General features: G+C 62.4%; 16 protein-coding genes. 5 read left to right on the top strand and 11 right to left on the bottom strand.

Annotated features, from left to right (window positions below):
• Positions 1-24: 24 nt before the first annotated feature.
• Positions 25-1626, bottom strand: a complete 1602-nt coding sequence (locus JQ567_RS28925; RefSeq protein ID WP_212441974.1) for an alpha-amylase family glycosyl hydrolase — start codon at positions 1624-1626, stop codon at positions 25-27.
• A 407-nt stretch (positions 1627-2033) separates the two neighbouring features.
• On the opposite strand from JQ567_RS28925, the gene JQ567_RS28920 reads away from it, so the two are divergent.
• Entirely contained in the window at positions 2034-3107 is a 1074-nt protein-coding gene (locus tag JQ567_RS28920; RefSeq protein WP_212441973.1) for a 5-methyltetrahydropteroyltriglutamate--homocysteine methyltransferase, read from the top strand.
• Here JQ567_RS28920 and JQ567_RS28915 read toward each other — a convergent pair.
• From JQ567_RS28915 to JQ567_RS28880, 8 genes are all read right to left on the bottom strand, one after another.
• Entirely contained in the window at positions 3092-3484 is a 393-nt protein-coding gene (locus tag JQ567_RS28915; protein ID WP_212441972.1) for a VOC family protein, read from the bottom strand. The genes JQ567_RS28920 and JQ567_RS28915 overlap by 16 nt on opposite strands.
• Positions 3485-3576: 92 nt before the next feature.
• Entirely contained in the window at positions 3577-3840 is a 264-nt protein-coding gene (locus JQ567_RS28910) for a hypothetical protein (protein ID WP_212441971.1), read from the bottom strand.
• Positions 3837-4826, bottom strand: coding sequence for a DUF2778 domain-containing protein (locus JQ567_RS28905; protein WP_212441970.1), 990 nt, complete (start codon positions 4824-4826; stop codon positions 3837-3839). Before JQ567_RS28905 ends, JQ567_RS28910 begins: the two co-directional genes overlap by 4 nt.
• A gap of 190 nt (positions 4827-5016) precedes the next feature.
• On the bottom strand, positions 5017-5442 hold the full coding sequence (locus JQ567_RS28900) for a DOPA 4,5-dioxygenase family protein (protein WP_212262706.1): 426 nt from the start codon (positions 5440-5442) through the stop codon (positions 5017-5019).
• Positions 5443-5502: 60 nt separating this feature from the next.
• Positions 5503-6075 carry a carboxymuconolactone decarboxylase family protein gene (locus JQ567_RS28895; RefSeq protein ID WP_212441969.1) on the bottom strand — a complete coding sequence of 191 codons (573 nt, stop codon included), beginning with the start codon at positions 6073-6075 and terminating at the stop codon, positions 5503-5505.
• Positions 6076-6121: 46 nt separating this feature from the next.
• A complete protein-coding gene (locus JQ567_RS28890) occupies positions 6122-6655 on the bottom strand; it encodes a VOC family protein (RefSeq protein ID WP_212441968.1) in 534 nt (177 codons plus the stop codon).
• A 75-nt stretch (positions 6656-6730) separates the two neighbouring features.
• On the bottom strand, positions 6731-8371 hold the full coding sequence (locus JQ567_RS28885; protein ID WP_212441967.1) for an NAD(P)/FAD-dependent oxidoreductase: 1641 nt from the start codon (positions 8369-8371) through the stop codon (positions 6731-6733).
• A gap of 13 nt (positions 8372-8384) precedes the next feature.
• The gene (locus JQ567_RS28880; RefSeq protein WP_212442005.1) at positions 8385-9182 is read right to left on the bottom strand and encodes an SDR family NAD(P)-dependent oxidoreductase; all 798 of its coding nucleotides are present in this window, start codon (positions 9180-9182) and stop codon (positions 8385-8387) included.
• 211 nt (positions 9183-9393) lie between these two features.
• Between JQ567_RS28880 and JQ567_RS28875 the strand changes: the two genes are divergently transcribed.
• Both JQ567_RS28875 and JQ567_RS28870 read left to right on the top strand, forming a co-directional pair.
• Positions 9394-10434 carry a LacI family DNA-binding transcriptional regulator gene (locus JQ567_RS28875; RefSeq protein ID WP_212441966.1) on the top strand — a complete coding sequence of 347 codons (1041 nt, stop codon included), beginning with the start codon at positions 9394-9396 and terminating at the stop codon, positions 10432-10434.
• A gap of 87 nt (positions 10435-10521) precedes the next feature.
• On the top strand, positions 10522-11490 hold the full coding sequence (locus JQ567_RS28870) for a tripartite tricarboxylate transporter substrate binding protein (protein ID WP_212441965.1): 969 nt from the start codon (positions 10522-10524) through the stop codon (positions 11488-11490).
• 51 nt (positions 11491-11541) lie between these two features.
• Here the strand turns inward: JQ567_RS28870 and JQ567_RS28865 are convergent, their stop codons facing one another.
• On the bottom strand, positions 11542-12765 hold the full coding sequence (locus tag JQ567_RS28865) for a cytochrome P450 (RefSeq protein WP_212441964.1): 1224 nt from the start codon (positions 12763-12765) through the stop codon (positions 11542-11544).
• Between the two features lie 70 nt (positions 12766-12835).
• Entirely contained in the window at positions 12836-13045 is a 210-nt protein-coding gene (locus JQ567_RS28860) for a ferredoxin (protein WP_212441963.1), read from the bottom strand.
• Between the two features lie 164 nt (positions 13046-13209).
• On the opposite strand from JQ567_RS28860, the gene JQ567_RS28855 reads away from it, so the two are divergent.
• Positions 13210-13848: a TetR/AcrR family transcriptional regulator gene (locus JQ567_RS28855; protein ID WP_212441962.1), complete on the top strand. Its 639-nt coding sequence runs from the start codon at positions 13210-13212 to the stop codon at positions 13846-13848.
• A gap of 112 nt (positions 13849-13960) precedes the next feature.
• Positions 13961-14887, top strand: coding sequence for a hypothetical protein (locus JQ567_RS28850; protein ID WP_249165793.1), 927 nt, complete (start codon positions 13961-13963; stop codon positions 14885-14887).
• The last annotated feature ends 18 nt before the right edge of the window (positions 14888-14905 follow it).

Genomic DNA, 14905 nt, shown 5'->3' with positions numbered 1-14905 from the left:
GTGATCATCCTTCTCTGCTGTGGGCTATCCGGCCTCGAGCACGACAGCTTCATTCGACCCTAGCAGGAGGGTGCCGCCTTCGACCAGCGCCGCATCCGCGACCGTGGACAGGAGCACCCGGCTCCCGCGCCCCCAATCCGGCAACGGCAGTCGATGCGACTGTGCGCCGAGGTTGAGCGCCACAATCAGCCGCTCCGAATCCTGCCGGCGTTCGTAAACCAGCATTTCCTCTTCCACATTCAACAGAGCGAAGTCGCCGATCGACAAAGCGCGGCGATTGCGCCTGAGCGCAAGCAAGCGACGATAAAGTGTCAGGATGGATTGAGATTCCTCCGACATCCGCGCCACGTTGCGCGTCGGCCAGTCGGCATTGAGCGGCAGCCACGGATTCGCTGTGGTGAAGCCGGCATTTTCGCTGTCATCCCATGGCATCGGCGTGCGCACGGGATCCCGGCCCAACGCCAGACCGGGCTCACGCAACTCGCGCGGATCCCGTACTTGCGATGCTTCGATCATGACATCGCTCAAACCAAGTTCGTCGCCATAGTAGAGCGTGGGTGTGCCTCGGAGCGTCAGTAACAGCACCGCCGCGACGCCGGCCTGGGCCTGCCCGCGCTTGGCCGCAACGCGCGGCCGGTCATGGTTGCCGAGCACCCAGTTTGGCCAACCACCCTGCGGGAGCGCTGCCTCATAGCTGGTGATGACAGCCGCCAGCGAGCGCGCCCGCCACGGCGCATCGATGAGCTGGAAATTGAAGGGCAAGTGCACCTCCGGGTGCTCACCGCCGTAATAGTGCATCAGACGATCGACCGGCAGGTAGATCTCACCGATCAGAACCCGTTCGCCCTGCCCCCTGGCACCATAGCCGTCGGCGATTTCACGCATTTCGGCGGCGATCCGGTGCACCTCGGGCTGGTCTGTGGAATGGAGTTGAAGCAGGCGGTGCATTTCACCCATTTCGGGCCGATAGGCCGGGTTGGGCGGATTGTGCGGGAAGTCTGCGGCCTTCACCATGTGCCAGAGCACGTCGATGCGGAAGCCGTCGACGCCGCGGTCGAACCAGAAACGCATCACGTCATACATCGCCGCCCGCACGGCTGGATGACGCCAGTTGAGATCCGGCTGCTCCTTCAGGAAGGCGTGGTAGTAATATTGTCCGGTGGTTTCGTCCCTTTCCCAGGCCGAGCCGCCGAAATCGCTGATCCAGTTATTGGGCGGTCCGCCGTCAGCCGCAGCATCGCGCCAGATGTACCAATCTCTTTTCTGATTTTGCCGCGAGGCGCGACTCTCGACGAACCATGGATGCTGGTCGGACGTGTGGTTGGGCACGAAGTCGAGCAGAACCTTGAGCCCCCGCCGATGGGCTTGCATCAGGACGTCGTCGAAGTCTGCCAGCGTCCCAAAGCGTGGATCGACGTCGCAATAGTCCGCAACGTCATAGCCGAAATCAACCATCGGCGACGGATAGATCGGGGAGATCCAGATCGCATCGACGCCAAGGCTGACAAGATAATCGAGCCGCTGCTCGATCCCTCTGAGGTCGCCTATGCCGTCACCGTTGGTGTCCTGAAAGGAACGCGGGTAGATTTGATAGATCACGCCATTCTGCCACCAGGGCGTGGTCATGCCGACACCGCCTTTGGCAGACGCGCCGGTTGCCGTTTATTGATCACGTGAGGTCGTCAAAACCGATCCACCCTATCCACCGCGCCAACCCGACGGATTGCGACGAGCAGCGGCAAAACGACTCTGTTCCTGTTGCGATCGGAAGTCGACGGTTTTCTCCCGTTCTCGCGGCGCGAAGCGACACTAAGCCCTATCCAGGCATCCGATTGGCCAATTATGATGACATCCATGAGGTCAAAAGCCACGATCGCCACCGCCTGCAAGAGGACCCACTCGCGCGGCCCGAGGCTTTATCCGTTTGACGCGTTTTCTTCACGCGAACCGGAATCCACCCCCGGATCAAATCCGAGGCATGCTTCGCTTGAAAACGCTGGCGACGCGATAACAACAAGAGCAAGGAGGCCGTGATGAACCTGCCAAGGCATCTGCTGCCGACCACCGTGGTCGGAAGCTATCCGCAGCCGGAATGGCTGGTCGACCGCGCGATGCTGTCGAAATCCGTACCGCGTACGCGCATGCATGCGATGTGGCGGCTGCCGCCGGAGCATCTGCAGGAAGCGCAGGACGACGCCACCATCGTTGCCATCAGAGACATGGAGCGCGCCGGCATCGACGTGGTCACCGACGGCGAAATCCGCCGCGAAAGCTATTCCAACCGGTTTGCGACCGCACTTGAGGGTATCGACGCCGACAACCCCGCCTTGATCTCTGCGCGGAACGGGACGCAAACACCGGTGCCGCGTGTGGTCGGCCCGGTGAAGCGCAAAGGACCGGTCGAGCTCCACGATATGGAATTCCTGCGCAAGAACACCGACCGCGCGGCCAAGATCACCCTGCCCGGCCCGTTCACGATGAGCCAGCAGGCCAGGAACGAGTTCTACAAGGACGACGAAGAACTCGCGATGGCGTTTGCGGAGGCCGTCAACGCCGAAGCGCTGGATCTGCAAAAGGCCGGTGCCGACGTGATCCAGCTCGACGAGCCCTGGGTGCGCAACAATCCGGACCTCGCAAGGCGCTATGCCGTCAAGGCCATCAACCGCGCATTGGCCGGCATCACCGTGCCGACGGTCGTGCATCTGTGCTTCGGCTATGCCGCGGTCGTGCCGGGTTCGACCAAGCCGGCGGGTTATTCGTTCCTCGCCGAACTCGCCGACACCTGCGCCGAACAGATTTCGATCGAGGCCGCGCAGCCGAGGCTCGATCTCGGTGTACTCAAGGATCTCTCATCGAAGAAGATCATGCTGGGCGTGCTTGATTTGGGTAATCCCGAAATCGAGACGGCCGCCATCGTCGCCGACCGCATCCGCAACGGCCTCAAACATGTCGCGGCCGAACGTCTGGTGGTGGCGCCCGATTGCGGCATGAAATACATGCCGCGCCACGTCGCGTTCGGAAAGCTGAAGGCGATGTGCGATGCGGCCGCTATCGTGCGCAAGGAAATCAGCGAGGGCGCTTCCCCTCGTACTCAAACCTCGGCGTAGATCTCGATGACATTTCCCTCGGGGTCGCGGAAGAACAGCGCGCGATGGTGCCAGCTCGGTATATCCCGGGGCGGGCTCAGGATCGTTACCCCCTTGGATTGCAACGTCGCATAACAGGAATCGATCAGATGCGGCGCAACCCGGAAGGCGAGCTGGACCGCAGCCGAGCCGGGGGGAAACGGACCATCGTGCCACGCAGCCCAGGGACCGCGCGGCCTTAAGGTGAGCAGCGCGGACCCGACCTGAAAGCTGACCCAGTTCTCACTGTCGTGAGCGAGCGGAAAGCCCATCACGTCGAGATAGAACTGCTTGGTCTCCTGCATGTTCGAACAAAGCAGAACCGTGTAATCGAGATTGCGAATGTCACCCAGACTCATGCAGCTGCCACCTTGAGAAAAATAGATTTGAAATGACTGGCCACGCCGCGCGAAATGGCCCAACGAAAATGATAGCTCTTATCGAACTATCGTCAAAGCAGCTTGGCGCGAACGAACAGCGCGCGCAACGCGGCGGTCGCCTGCACCGTCAGCATCGCATTTTCCGCGGCGCCTTGCAGCGTACGGACCGCATCGGCGTGCAACGACTTGAACTCGATCCATTCGACCGAGCTCAGATTGGTGATAAACTGATAGGCTTGGCCGACGGTACCGATCGATACCGTCTTGCCGTTCAAACTGATCTTGAACGTGGCCCGCAGCGGCGTGTCGGAATTGGAGACGTTGTTCGCAGTCATGATGGCGACGTCGAACGCCGCGACGCGGTCAAGCCCTCGCTCAGGCTCGGCACCACGACGAGGCGCTTCACCTGCCCGTTTCGATAAGCCTGCAGGAACTTGTCGTACTCCTTGATCGAGACGCAGCCGTTGGAATCGCCATTGGGCCCGAGCAAGTAGGAGTGCACCAGCAATCCGGTTCGTCCGAGGGTGTCGGCATCGCCCACCGGCGTCATGCGAAGTGCGGCGACACCATGAAACAGCTTCTCCCGCGGCTTCAGATCATAGACGTTCGGCGGCGTCGCGCCGACCATGCGCATGCTGACAGAAGCGGGGTTGTCCATCAGGCCGCCGAGGCCTGAATGCGCCTCGAGCTTGACGCCGTTCGGCATGTAAACGGTCCGCGCCGAGATGTCGTAGACCGCGGTAAAGTTGTCATATCCGAGCGCGCCAAGATCAGGCTTGTTGCCGAACAGACCGTCGCCCGGCGTCAGGGACGCCAGCGAGAAACGCATCGGCACCATATCGGCAAGCTTCTGGAACATGGTCCGGTCGTCCGACCGCGCCGGCGGTGGCGGCGACGGATCAACCCTCAGCGCCAGACTGGCTTCGGCGGGCCGCGACCTCGGCAGCGGAATCGCAGGCCCGGCTGGCGCTGCGGGCTGGTCGGCCTGCGCATCCGGCGACTGCTCGGCCAGCTGGCTTTCGATGTGACCGAACTCGGCGTCGAAATCCGTTCGCGCCGGACGGAAGACAGGACGCGAGGGATACCTGATCGACGGCGCGTTGCGCGCCGCGCCCGATCCGAACCTGTCATCGAACGAGAATGCGCCGGCGCTGTTCGCGGTTTGCAGATTTCGTAGCCAGGCAACGAGATCAACATTCATCGACCAGGCGGCCAGCGCCGACGTCACCACGAGCAAGGCAGCGGCGAAGGCGGCCTTGCCGACCCATGGAAAGCCGCGGCTCGACGCTTGCCCGGCTGCACTCGTGGTCCTGTAATCCATCCGTCCCCGGCTCGGCGCTTCGGAATCAGACCTGATTCCGCAAGGGATTCACCGAATAAGCCCAAATATAATGCAATTCAAAGTAAGGCATAATCGAGACACCGGACCACGGCTATGGTCATCAATCGAATCCGCGGCGACCCGGGCAATCTTGGTAAACAGCCGCCGGTTCCGGGTGTGACAGGCACGCTCAGGGTCGGAGCGTCGGGCTGGTATTCGGTGCCGGCGCCTGCTCCATCTCCGAGTGTTCCGGCAGCTTGTCCGCATGCACGGATAGCGCGGGCCCGATCCAGATCGGATCGGCAAGATGGTCGCGGCGCGGATTGGTCGTGTTCGGATGGACCAGGACGCTCAACCTGCCATGATTGAGCATCAGCCAGGGCACCAGTTCAGGGAACACCTCTTTGGCAAAGGCCACCTGGTACATCGCCTGATCGTGGGGACCGACCTTGACGTCATGCCACCGGCCGAGCGTCACTGAAAAGCGCTCGCCCATCCAGCCGCGCAATTGCTCGGCCTCGCCCCGCGTCGTCGCCGGATCGTAATAGATGTGGGCGTGGTAGCTGGCGATCTCGCTCAGGGATCGCGGGCCATCCTTCTCCGGCAACTCGCTCATCGCAACCGCTCCGCCTGCCGTTCAAACCGGTCGCGATGATCGCTGGTGCCGAGGGCGCGGTCAATCCGCAGAGGCGGCCTTCCCGCGCTTGCTGCTCTCGTAAACGGTCATCCCGGCGGCAGGGTCGAGGTCGGTCTCGGTCGCCTCGGTCAGGCGCGCCATCATCATGTAGAACCCGATCGTCATGATCGATTCGACGATTTCCTGCTCGCCGAAATGCGCGCGCATCCCGGCAAACACCGGCTCAGGCACACGCACATTGTCGACCACTTCCCGGCCGAAAGCCAGCAGCGCCTGTTCCGCTGCATTGAACGCGGCGTCGGCGTAATTGCCCTGTTCGATGCAGTCGATCTGCGGCTGCGTGACGCCGAGCCCGAGCGCGATCGGGACGTGCTGGCGCCACTCATAGGCACCGCCTTCCCGCTGCGCGGCCTGGAGAATCAGCAATTCGCGATTGACGTGGCTGAGCTTCTGCTTGTGCAGGATGGAATTGGCGAACCGCATCGCGGGAATGAAATTGGTCTCGGCATGCGCCAGCATCCGGAAGATATTCAGCTTGACCGGCATCCTGTCGAACGCCGTGCGGGTGTCGCCGCTGGTCTTCTCGGGGTCGATCAGGGGTAATCTGGCCATGTGCGTCTCCTTGTGTTTGCTGTTTTTTTCGACGTTGACCGGTAGATCAGCGAGCTCTGACGTCACGGATCGGATCGGAGCCGTCCCAGGTGGCCGCGATCTGCTTGATGTGCTCGAAGAAGCGTCCCTTGCCGCCGCTGATGTCGGAGATCTCCACAATGGTGCCGGGATGGGATTCCGTATCGAAATAGCAGAAGCGGCCCTGCTCGCCGCCGATCTGCCCCTCGTGCCCAACCTTGTAGCCCAGCGACAACGCGCGGTCGTAGAGAGCCTGATAGTCCCTCGTCCAGTACGACATGTGCTGCATGCCTTCGCGCCCGGAATCGAGAAACTCCCTGTACATGGACGGCGCGTCATTCCGTTGCTGGATCAGTTCGATCTGAAGATCGCCGGAATTGGCGAGCGCGATGCTCATCTCCACGCCGGACTCGACACCGCGGTGGCGGAAATAGTCGGTCTTGACCCGGTCGATGTAGAACCAGGGCCCGACGCCCATCACGTTGATCCAGTGATCCATCGCGGCGCGGATGTCGCGCACCACATATCCGTTCTGACAGACGGCGCCAAAAATGCGGCTCATGTTACCTCCGTTGTCGGCGGCGTTCGCCCGCTTCTTGCGGATCGCCGCGCCTGATGTTGTTTCCGCTTCCGCGCCTCAGGTCAGGCGAAAACCCTCGTAGCCACGCGCGGCGATCTGCGCGCAGCGGTGCCGGTAGCCTTCCCCGACATAGGGCATGAAGACGCGCGGTTTCCCGGCGATGTTCGCGCCGAGGTACCAGGAGTCCGCTTTCGGAAACAACGTGCGTTCGGCCATCTCGGCGACATGCGTCATCCAGGCGCGCTCGGCTGCGGGATCGGGCTCGATGATCCGAAAATCCTGCGCGCGCATATGGTCGATGCAATCGGTCAGCCAATCGACATGCTGTTCGCAGGCGTTGATCATGTTGCCGATCACCGACGGGCTGCCGGGGCCGGTGATGATGAACAGGTTGGGAAAGTCAGCCACGGCGATGCCGAGATAGGCGCGCGGTCCCTCGGCCCAGGCGTCCTGCAGACGCAGCTCATTTCGTCCGCGAATGTCCATCGCGAACAGCGCACCGGTGATGGCGTCGAAGCCGGTCGCGAACACCAGCGCGTCCAGATCAAACTGGCGCGCCGAGGTCTTTACGCCGTCGGCCGTCAGCGCCTCGAGCGGCTCTTCCTTCAGATTCACCAGTTCGACATTGTCGCGGTTGAAGGTCTCGTAATAGTTCGTATCGACACAGATGCGCTTGACGCCCAAGGGATATCCCGAGGGGCTCAGCGCCGCGGCGGTTTTGGGATTTTTGACGATCTGGCGGATCTTCTCGCGCACGAAATCGCAAGCGACGTCGTTGACGGCCTCGTGGGTCAGGAGATTCGGGAACGACAGCAAAAACCCGCCGCCACCTTCCTGCCAGAGCTCCTCGTAGCGCCGCCATTGTTCGTCGCGCGAGGGTATCGGCGCCTCGAACGCGGAAGAGTTTACGCGGCCGGCATTCGGACTTGCGAGGCTCTCGCAATAGGCCGGGAAAGCCGCATCAAACTGCTTGAAGTCCTCGTCCTGAAGCGCGCGGTTGCGCGCGGGCACGGAGAAGTTCGGTGTGCGCTGGAACACCACGACGTGTTTGGCGGCTTCCGCGATCAGGGGAATCGCCTGCACGCCCGATGACCCCGTGCCGACGACGCCGACGCGCAGACCAGAGAAGTCGACCTCCTGTTCCGGCCAGCGGGCAGTGTGGTAGATCGGACCGCGAAAACTCTCCAGCCCCGGCGTCTTCGGGCTGTTCGGCACCGAGAGCGCGCCTGATGCCATGATGCAGAAGCGCGCGCGGATCTCATCGCCGCGATCGGTCCGTACCAGCCAGCGCCCGCTGGCTTCATCGAAGGAGGCTGAAACGACGCGGGTCTGAAACCGCAGCAAGTCGCGCAAGCGGAAGCGATCGGCGACGTATTTGGCGTAGTCCAGTATCTCGCGCCGTGCGGCGTATTTCTCCGACCAGCGCCACTCCCGCCGCAACTCCTCCGACCATGTGTAGGAATAATAGAGGCTCGGGACGTCGCAGCGCACGCCGGGATAGCGGTTCCAGTACCAGGTGCCGCCGACTTCGGGGGCGGCCTCGAAGCCAATCACGGACAGGCCCTTCTCGCGCAGGCGGTGCAACGCATAGAGACCGCCAAAACCTGCGCCGACCACGACCGCATCATAATCGCCCTCGACCGCCGCACGTTCGGCGCGATCCCCGGTGTGGTCTTGCTTGTTCGCCTGGGTTGCCATGGTCTATTTCCTGTCAGCCGATCGAGCGGCCACCGTCGATCACGAGCTCGGTGCCCGTGACGTAGCGGCTCTCATCGCTGGCGAGCCACAGAATGCCGTTGGCGATGTCTTCCGGCATCGCCTTGAAGCCGAGCGGCACCCCGCGTTCGGTCAGCTTGTCCAGGGTCGCGCCGCGCGGCCCCCCCGAATTCGAACCCTCCTCGGCGGTGCCGATCAGCGTGTCCCAGATCGCGGTTTCGGTGATGCCGGGGTGAAGCGAGTTGACCCGCACGCCGTCCTTGGCGGCGGCGCATTCCAGCGCGACGGACTTTGTGAACAGACGGACGCCGCCCTTGGTCGCACAATAGCCGGACACGTTTGGCGACGCCTTGATTCCCGCAATCGAGGAAACATTGATAATGCTGCCGCCACCGCCTGCGCGCATCAGCGGAAGCGCGGTTTTGACGCCGAGGAAGACGCCATCGAGATTGACGGCAACCTGACGTCGCCAGTCGGCGAGCGACATGTTGACGACGGGACTGGAGAGACCGATCCCGGCGTTGTTGACGAGCACGTCCAGCCGGCCGAACCGTGCTTTGGTTTTGGCGATCACTGACTGCCAGTCTTCCTCACTGGTCACATCGTGGTGGAGATATTCCGCCTCGCATCCGGCCAATCGCAGTTCGCGCAGCAGGTGCTCGCCGTTCTGGTCCTGCAGATCGGTCGCGACGATCCTCGCGCCCTCGCGCGCCAGCACGACGACGGCGCTGCGCCCGATCCCGTTGGCGGCGCCGGTCACCAGCGCGACCTTGCCTTCGACCCGCCGTTTCATGCGCTGCCCGTTCACGCAAAATCCTCCCGGCCCGGTCAGGGGCTGTTCTTGGAAACGTTTCCATAATTGAGCTTGATGTTTCCATTGATGTCAATATTAATAGGTAAAGTGCTTCAAATAACGTTTCCAGAATCAGCTGATTTTGAGCTGACCGGGCTCGAATGCAAACGAATCCGGGCACTTGGGACGAGACAGCGGGCAAGCAGGACCGATGGCCAGAACCCAGCCGACCCCATCCCTTCGGCCGACCATCCGCGATGTCGCCGCGCAAGCCGGCGTGTCGGTCAGCAGCGTCAGCCGGGTGTTGAACCGCGAGCCGCACATCAGTCCTGAACTGCACGCCCGGATCATGCGCGTCGTGGACCGCCTCGGCTTCGAGCCAGATTCCGCCGCGCAGGCGCTGCGCTCGCGCGCGAGCAACACGATCGGCTGCATGGTCTCGGATATTTCCAACCCGCTCTACAGCGAGATGGTCAACGCCGCGGAAGAGGAATTGCAACGTGCCGGCTACGTCCTGATGCTCGGCGCAACCCGGCACGCCGAGGAACGCGAAACCGCGTTCATATCCGCGGTGCGCCGGCGGCGGATGGATGGATTGCTGCTGTTCGCCGGAGACAACACCCACAGGGATTTTACCAGCGCGCTGGCTACGCTCGACCTGCCCTGTGTCGGGATCGACCGCGAGGTGCCGGGCGCGCCGTCGGTGCGCGCCGATCATCGCGGCGGCGGCTTTGAGGTGACGCGCTATCTCATCGGCCTCGGCCATCGCCGCATCGCGCTGCTGACCGGGCCTGCGGCGGTGCTGCCGAGTACCGAGCGGGTAGCCGGATATCGGCAGGCGCATATCGAGGCCGGGCTTGATGTCGATCTCGATCTCGTCCGCCCGCAGGTGCACGGCTCGGGCATCGCCTTCAGCGACGTCTGCCAGTTGCTGCAGGGGCCTGCGCCGCCCACTGCGATCATCACGCTGGGAACGCACATGCTCGCAAGCGTGATGGACGCGCTCGCAAGCAACGGCATTCGCTATCCGAGCGACATCTCGCTGGTGTGTATCGGCGACACGGATCTGGCCCGGCACGCTACGCCGGCAATCAGCACGCTGACATGGGACTTGAGCGAAATCGGCAGGATCGCCGCAAAAACCCTGCTTGAGCGGGTGCGCGACGGCGATCAGGTCCAGGACACAAGGCCGATTTATCTGCCGACCCGATTCATCCTTCGACATTCCTGCGCCGAGCCGCGCGCCAAATGATTTGAGGAATTGCCTGCCCTGCCGATCTGCCCAGTTTGACGACCGCTAACAAAAAAACAAATACCGGGAAACCCAAGGGAGTTGCGTATGAAGTTCCGCACAACGATGCTGACGTTGCTGATGCTCGTCCTGGCCACCTGTTCGGCAAGGGCCGAGGATGCGCCGGACTACCCCTCCAGGAAAATAAAAATGCTGTTGCCGTTCGCGGCCGGTGGCGGCGGCGACGTCATCGGTCGCCTGCTGGCGGACAAGATGGGCAAGCGCCTGGGACAAACCATCTTCGTCGAAAACCGCACGGGAGCGGCCGGCACCATCGGCACGCAGATGGTCGCGACCTCGCCGGCGGACGGTTACACCATCATGATCGGCGGCATGACCACCCACGTCCTGGCGCCCGCCTCCTATGCGAACCTCTCCTATGACCCGATCAAGGATTTTGCAGTTATCGGCCGCATCGGAACGTCGGCGATCCTGGTGGTGGCCTCGAAGGATTTTCCGGCCAGCGATCTGCGCGGCTTGATCGCGATGGCGAAGAAGGGCGACCAGATCCAGTACGGAACCTGGGGCGTCGGATCGACCGGACATTTCTGCGCGGAGATCCTGTCGCAGAAGGCAGGCATCAAACTCGAACACGTGCCGTTCAGCGGCGCGGCCAAGCTTGCCAATGATATGATCGGTGGCCACATCTCGCTCGGCACGCTTGATATGGCGACCGCGACACCGCTGGTGAAGGATGGAAAAGTAAAGGCGCTGGGCACATGCGGGGATCGCTCGCCAAGCCTGCCCGAAGTCGCAAGCTACAAGGACCAGGGGATCGATTTTGAACGCAGCCTGTCCTGGGTCATGTATGCGCCTGCAGGCATTCCCGACATCGCCGCGAAAAAACTCTCCGCCGCGCTCAAGGAATCGATCGCCGAAGCGGACATGACCGAAAGGCTGCTCGCGCTCGGCGTCACCGCGGACTTCATCCCCGGAGACAGACAGCGCGACATCAATCTGCGCGACATCGAGGCCTGGAAGCTGGTCGCCAGAGAAGCCAAGATCGAGATCAAGTGAAGGAGCGGGCGATCCGGCCGAAATTGCTGGAGCGCCGCGCCCTAGCCACGCTCAATTCTTCTTGCCGAACAGCACCGGAAGCTGGCGCGGGCCGCGCACCGTGCCTTCCGACCAGGTGACCTTGCCGGCCGGATCGAGCCTGAAGTCCGGAATCCGCTTCAGCCATTCCTCGATCGCGACCGTCATTTCCATGCGGGCGAGGTTGGAGCCGACGCAGCGGTGAATGCCGAGACCGAACGCGGCATGGCGGTTTTCCTTGCGGTCGATCACCACCTTGTCGGCGTCCGGGAACATCGCGGGATCGCGGTTGGCGGCAGGAAACGACAGCAACACCATGTTGCCCGGCTTGACCGGGCAGCCACTGATGGTGGTTTCCTTCATCACTTCGCGCGCCATCGTGACCGGCGAATAGGCCCGCAGGAATTCCTCGATCGCGCTCGGCATCAGTTCCGGCTCCGCGATCAGGCGCTCGCGATCCGCGGGCGTGTTCGCCAGATGCCACAGCGAGGAGCCAATCGCGCTCCAGGTGGTGTCGATGCCGGCGATTAGGAGCAGCGCAAGCGAGCCCAGCACTTGGGAATCTTCTAGCGGCTGGCCGTCCTTGTCCCTCGCCTTCATCAGCGTCGAGATCAGATCGTCAGTCGGATGCGTCTTGCGGTGCTCGATATGGCCGGCGAAATAACCGGTCATCTCCTGGAACGCCTGAGGCCCCATGCTTTCGTCCTTGATGCCGAGCTCGAGGATCATGTGGATCCATTTGACGAACAGTTCGCCATCCTCTTCGGGGATGCCGAGCATGTGGGCGATGGCGCGAACCGGAACGTGTTTGGTGTAGCGCGCCGCCGCGTCGCATTTGCCGTCGGCGATGAATTCGTCGATCAGCTCGTTGCAGATGGCGCGTACCCGCGGCTCCAGCTTCTTCATGGCGTCCGGCGTGAATGGCGGCAGCAACAGCTGCTTGGCCGGCTTGTGCTCGGGCGGGTCTGACGTGATCGGGGGCGCGGCACTACGCGTGACTTCAGGCCGGGCGTCGCGCACGACGACGCGGCGCGAGGAGAAATGCTCGGTGTCGTAGGCGATTTCCTTCACCGCCTGATAGGTGGTCGGCAGATAGCAACCGAGGAAACGCTTGGTGTGAACCACCGGGCATTCGCCGCGCAATTCGTCCCAGATCGGAAACGGATTTTCGGTCCAGCGTGGATCGGTATGATCGAAATCGTTGACCCAGTCGGTGACCGGAGGATGTTCGGGCATCATGCTGACGGAATCGGACATCGCGCAAATTCCTTTTGCTTAGGTTCGTTCTGGACGAGCTTGATTCAAAGACCGGACTATTCCCAAGCCCCTAGTCTTCCTGCACTTCGATCGCGATTTCCGGGCAATTGCTCTGGGCGAGCCAGGCCTTGTCTTCCAGGCCCGCAGGGACCGAACCGTCGCCGACTTCATGGGCATTGCCGAATTCGTCGAGCTCGAACAGTTCCGGCGCCAGCGACTTGCAGCGTGCGTGTCCCTGACATTTGTCCTGATCGACGCGGATCTTCAGCTTTCCCGACATGCGAGCGCTCCTTCAAAGCCGCGCGCGCTCAACTGGCGCGTCGCATTTCCTCGTGCTGATCTGGGCGCTGCCGGCCGCGGCCGGTCCGCCTCTTCAAGTTATATCCTATTACATTGTCGTCACCGTTGTGCTGTCAAGCGGAAAGTTATAGATCATTACACTGAATGCCGCCTCGCCCCGCACGTAAAGCGCTCAACGCCTATCACCATGGGGATCTCCGCGATGCCCTGGTTCAGGCCGCGCTCGGGGAAGTGGAACTCGGCGGCCCCGAAGCGATCAGCATCAGCGCGCTGGCGAAGACGCTCGGCGTCTCGCAGCCGGCTCCCTACAAGCATTTTGCCGACCGCGAGAGCCTGCTCACGGCGGTAACGGCCGAAGCCTTCCGCCAGTTCAACGCCATCCTGCGCGAGTCGATCGGAAAACCCTCCAGGCGTTCGAAGCTGTCGCGCCTGGCGCAAGCGACATTGGATTTCGGTCTGCGCCGCAACGGCATCTACCGCCTGATGTTCGCCTCGCGGATCATGGCATGCGCACCCAAGGGCAGCGAGCTGCACGTCGCCGCGATGGAAACCTTCGAGCTGGTGCTGGAAGCCCTCGAAGCGCCCGCGGTCGGATTGCTGCGCGAACGCAGCGCCCTGCAAATCTGGGCCGCGCTGCACGGCGTGGTCATGCTGGCCGAACAGGGACTTCTCACCGGCCAGCTTGCCAATGTCAGCCGGGAAGAACTGGTCGAAGATTTCGTCGAGCAAACAAAACTGGCGCTGGCGGCGGCCATCAAGGCGGCGGGCAAGAACGGCCGATAAGGCTTCGCCCGATCGTCATGGTGCGGCTTCCGTAAATCCGTTAGCATTGCGTATCTGTTGCCGGAAAGCGGCTGTCCTGGATGCGGATTCGAGTGGGGCGGTGCAAGTTCGATTGAAAGTTACATCTGCGCATCCTCGGCCGGCGCGAACCGGCCGGCGGCTGGCGCTCGGGATATTGCTGTCGCTGTGCTGTTGCGGGCTGGCGTTCGGTCAAAACAACAGCAAGGACAATGGCGAGGACGAAGAGGAACCGGCCAAGCCGAAGCCGGTATTGCCGAACATCTATCTCGACTTGCGGACGATCTACACCACCCTGCCGGCCGGTACGCTCTCGATCGGCTTCAACGCGCCGCCACTATTGTCGACGCTGTCGAACCTGACATCGCTCGGGACCTTGTCGGCGCCAGCCAGCCGGAGCATCAATCTCGACATTCCCGTGACGGTTGACGTCAACGAGCAGCTGTCGGTCTATGGTGGCGTCAGCGGCGCTTCGTCCCAATCGGGCAGCCTGCCCTGGTCGTCGTTCGATATCTACGGTTTTACGGTCGGATTTCAGGCCGACCTCTATCAGCAGAACGGCGGCATGTTTCCAACGGTGACGATACAAAGCAACGCATCGCGATCGATTTCCGACGCGCCATTGGCCACGACCTCCTACAATACGATCCTCGAATTCGGCTACGCGCTGAACCCGGACGAAACGCGAGGACTGCTCGCCGGCGCGCAGTACACAAAAATCATCGTCGATTCCATACTCGCTGAAGTGAAGCCTGGCTATGTGGGCTATGTCGGCGGCTACTATCAGTGGGACAACAACTGGAAGCTGACCGGCCGCTTCGGCGTGCAATCGTTCGGCGGTGCGCAGCTTCTCAATCTCACGCCGTTCCCGGCCTTCACCCAACCGATCGTACGGCTTGATCTCGACCGCATGGACGACGACGACAACCGCCTATTCGGCGTCACCGCGCAGATCGCCTGGACGCCGAAGCCGTCCTATCAGCTGACGGTGAGAACGCCGCTCTATGCGATCAAGAATTAAGGCACATTCCAGCACCCG

The organism is Bradyrhizobium sp. AUGA SZCCT0431 (genome assembly GCF_018131065.1).
Classification (GTDB): domain Bacteria; phylum Pseudomonadota; class Alphaproteobacteria; order Rhizobiales; family Xanthobacteraceae; genus Bradyrhizobium.
This window is presented reverse-complemented; position numbering and strand designations above follow the sequence as displayed.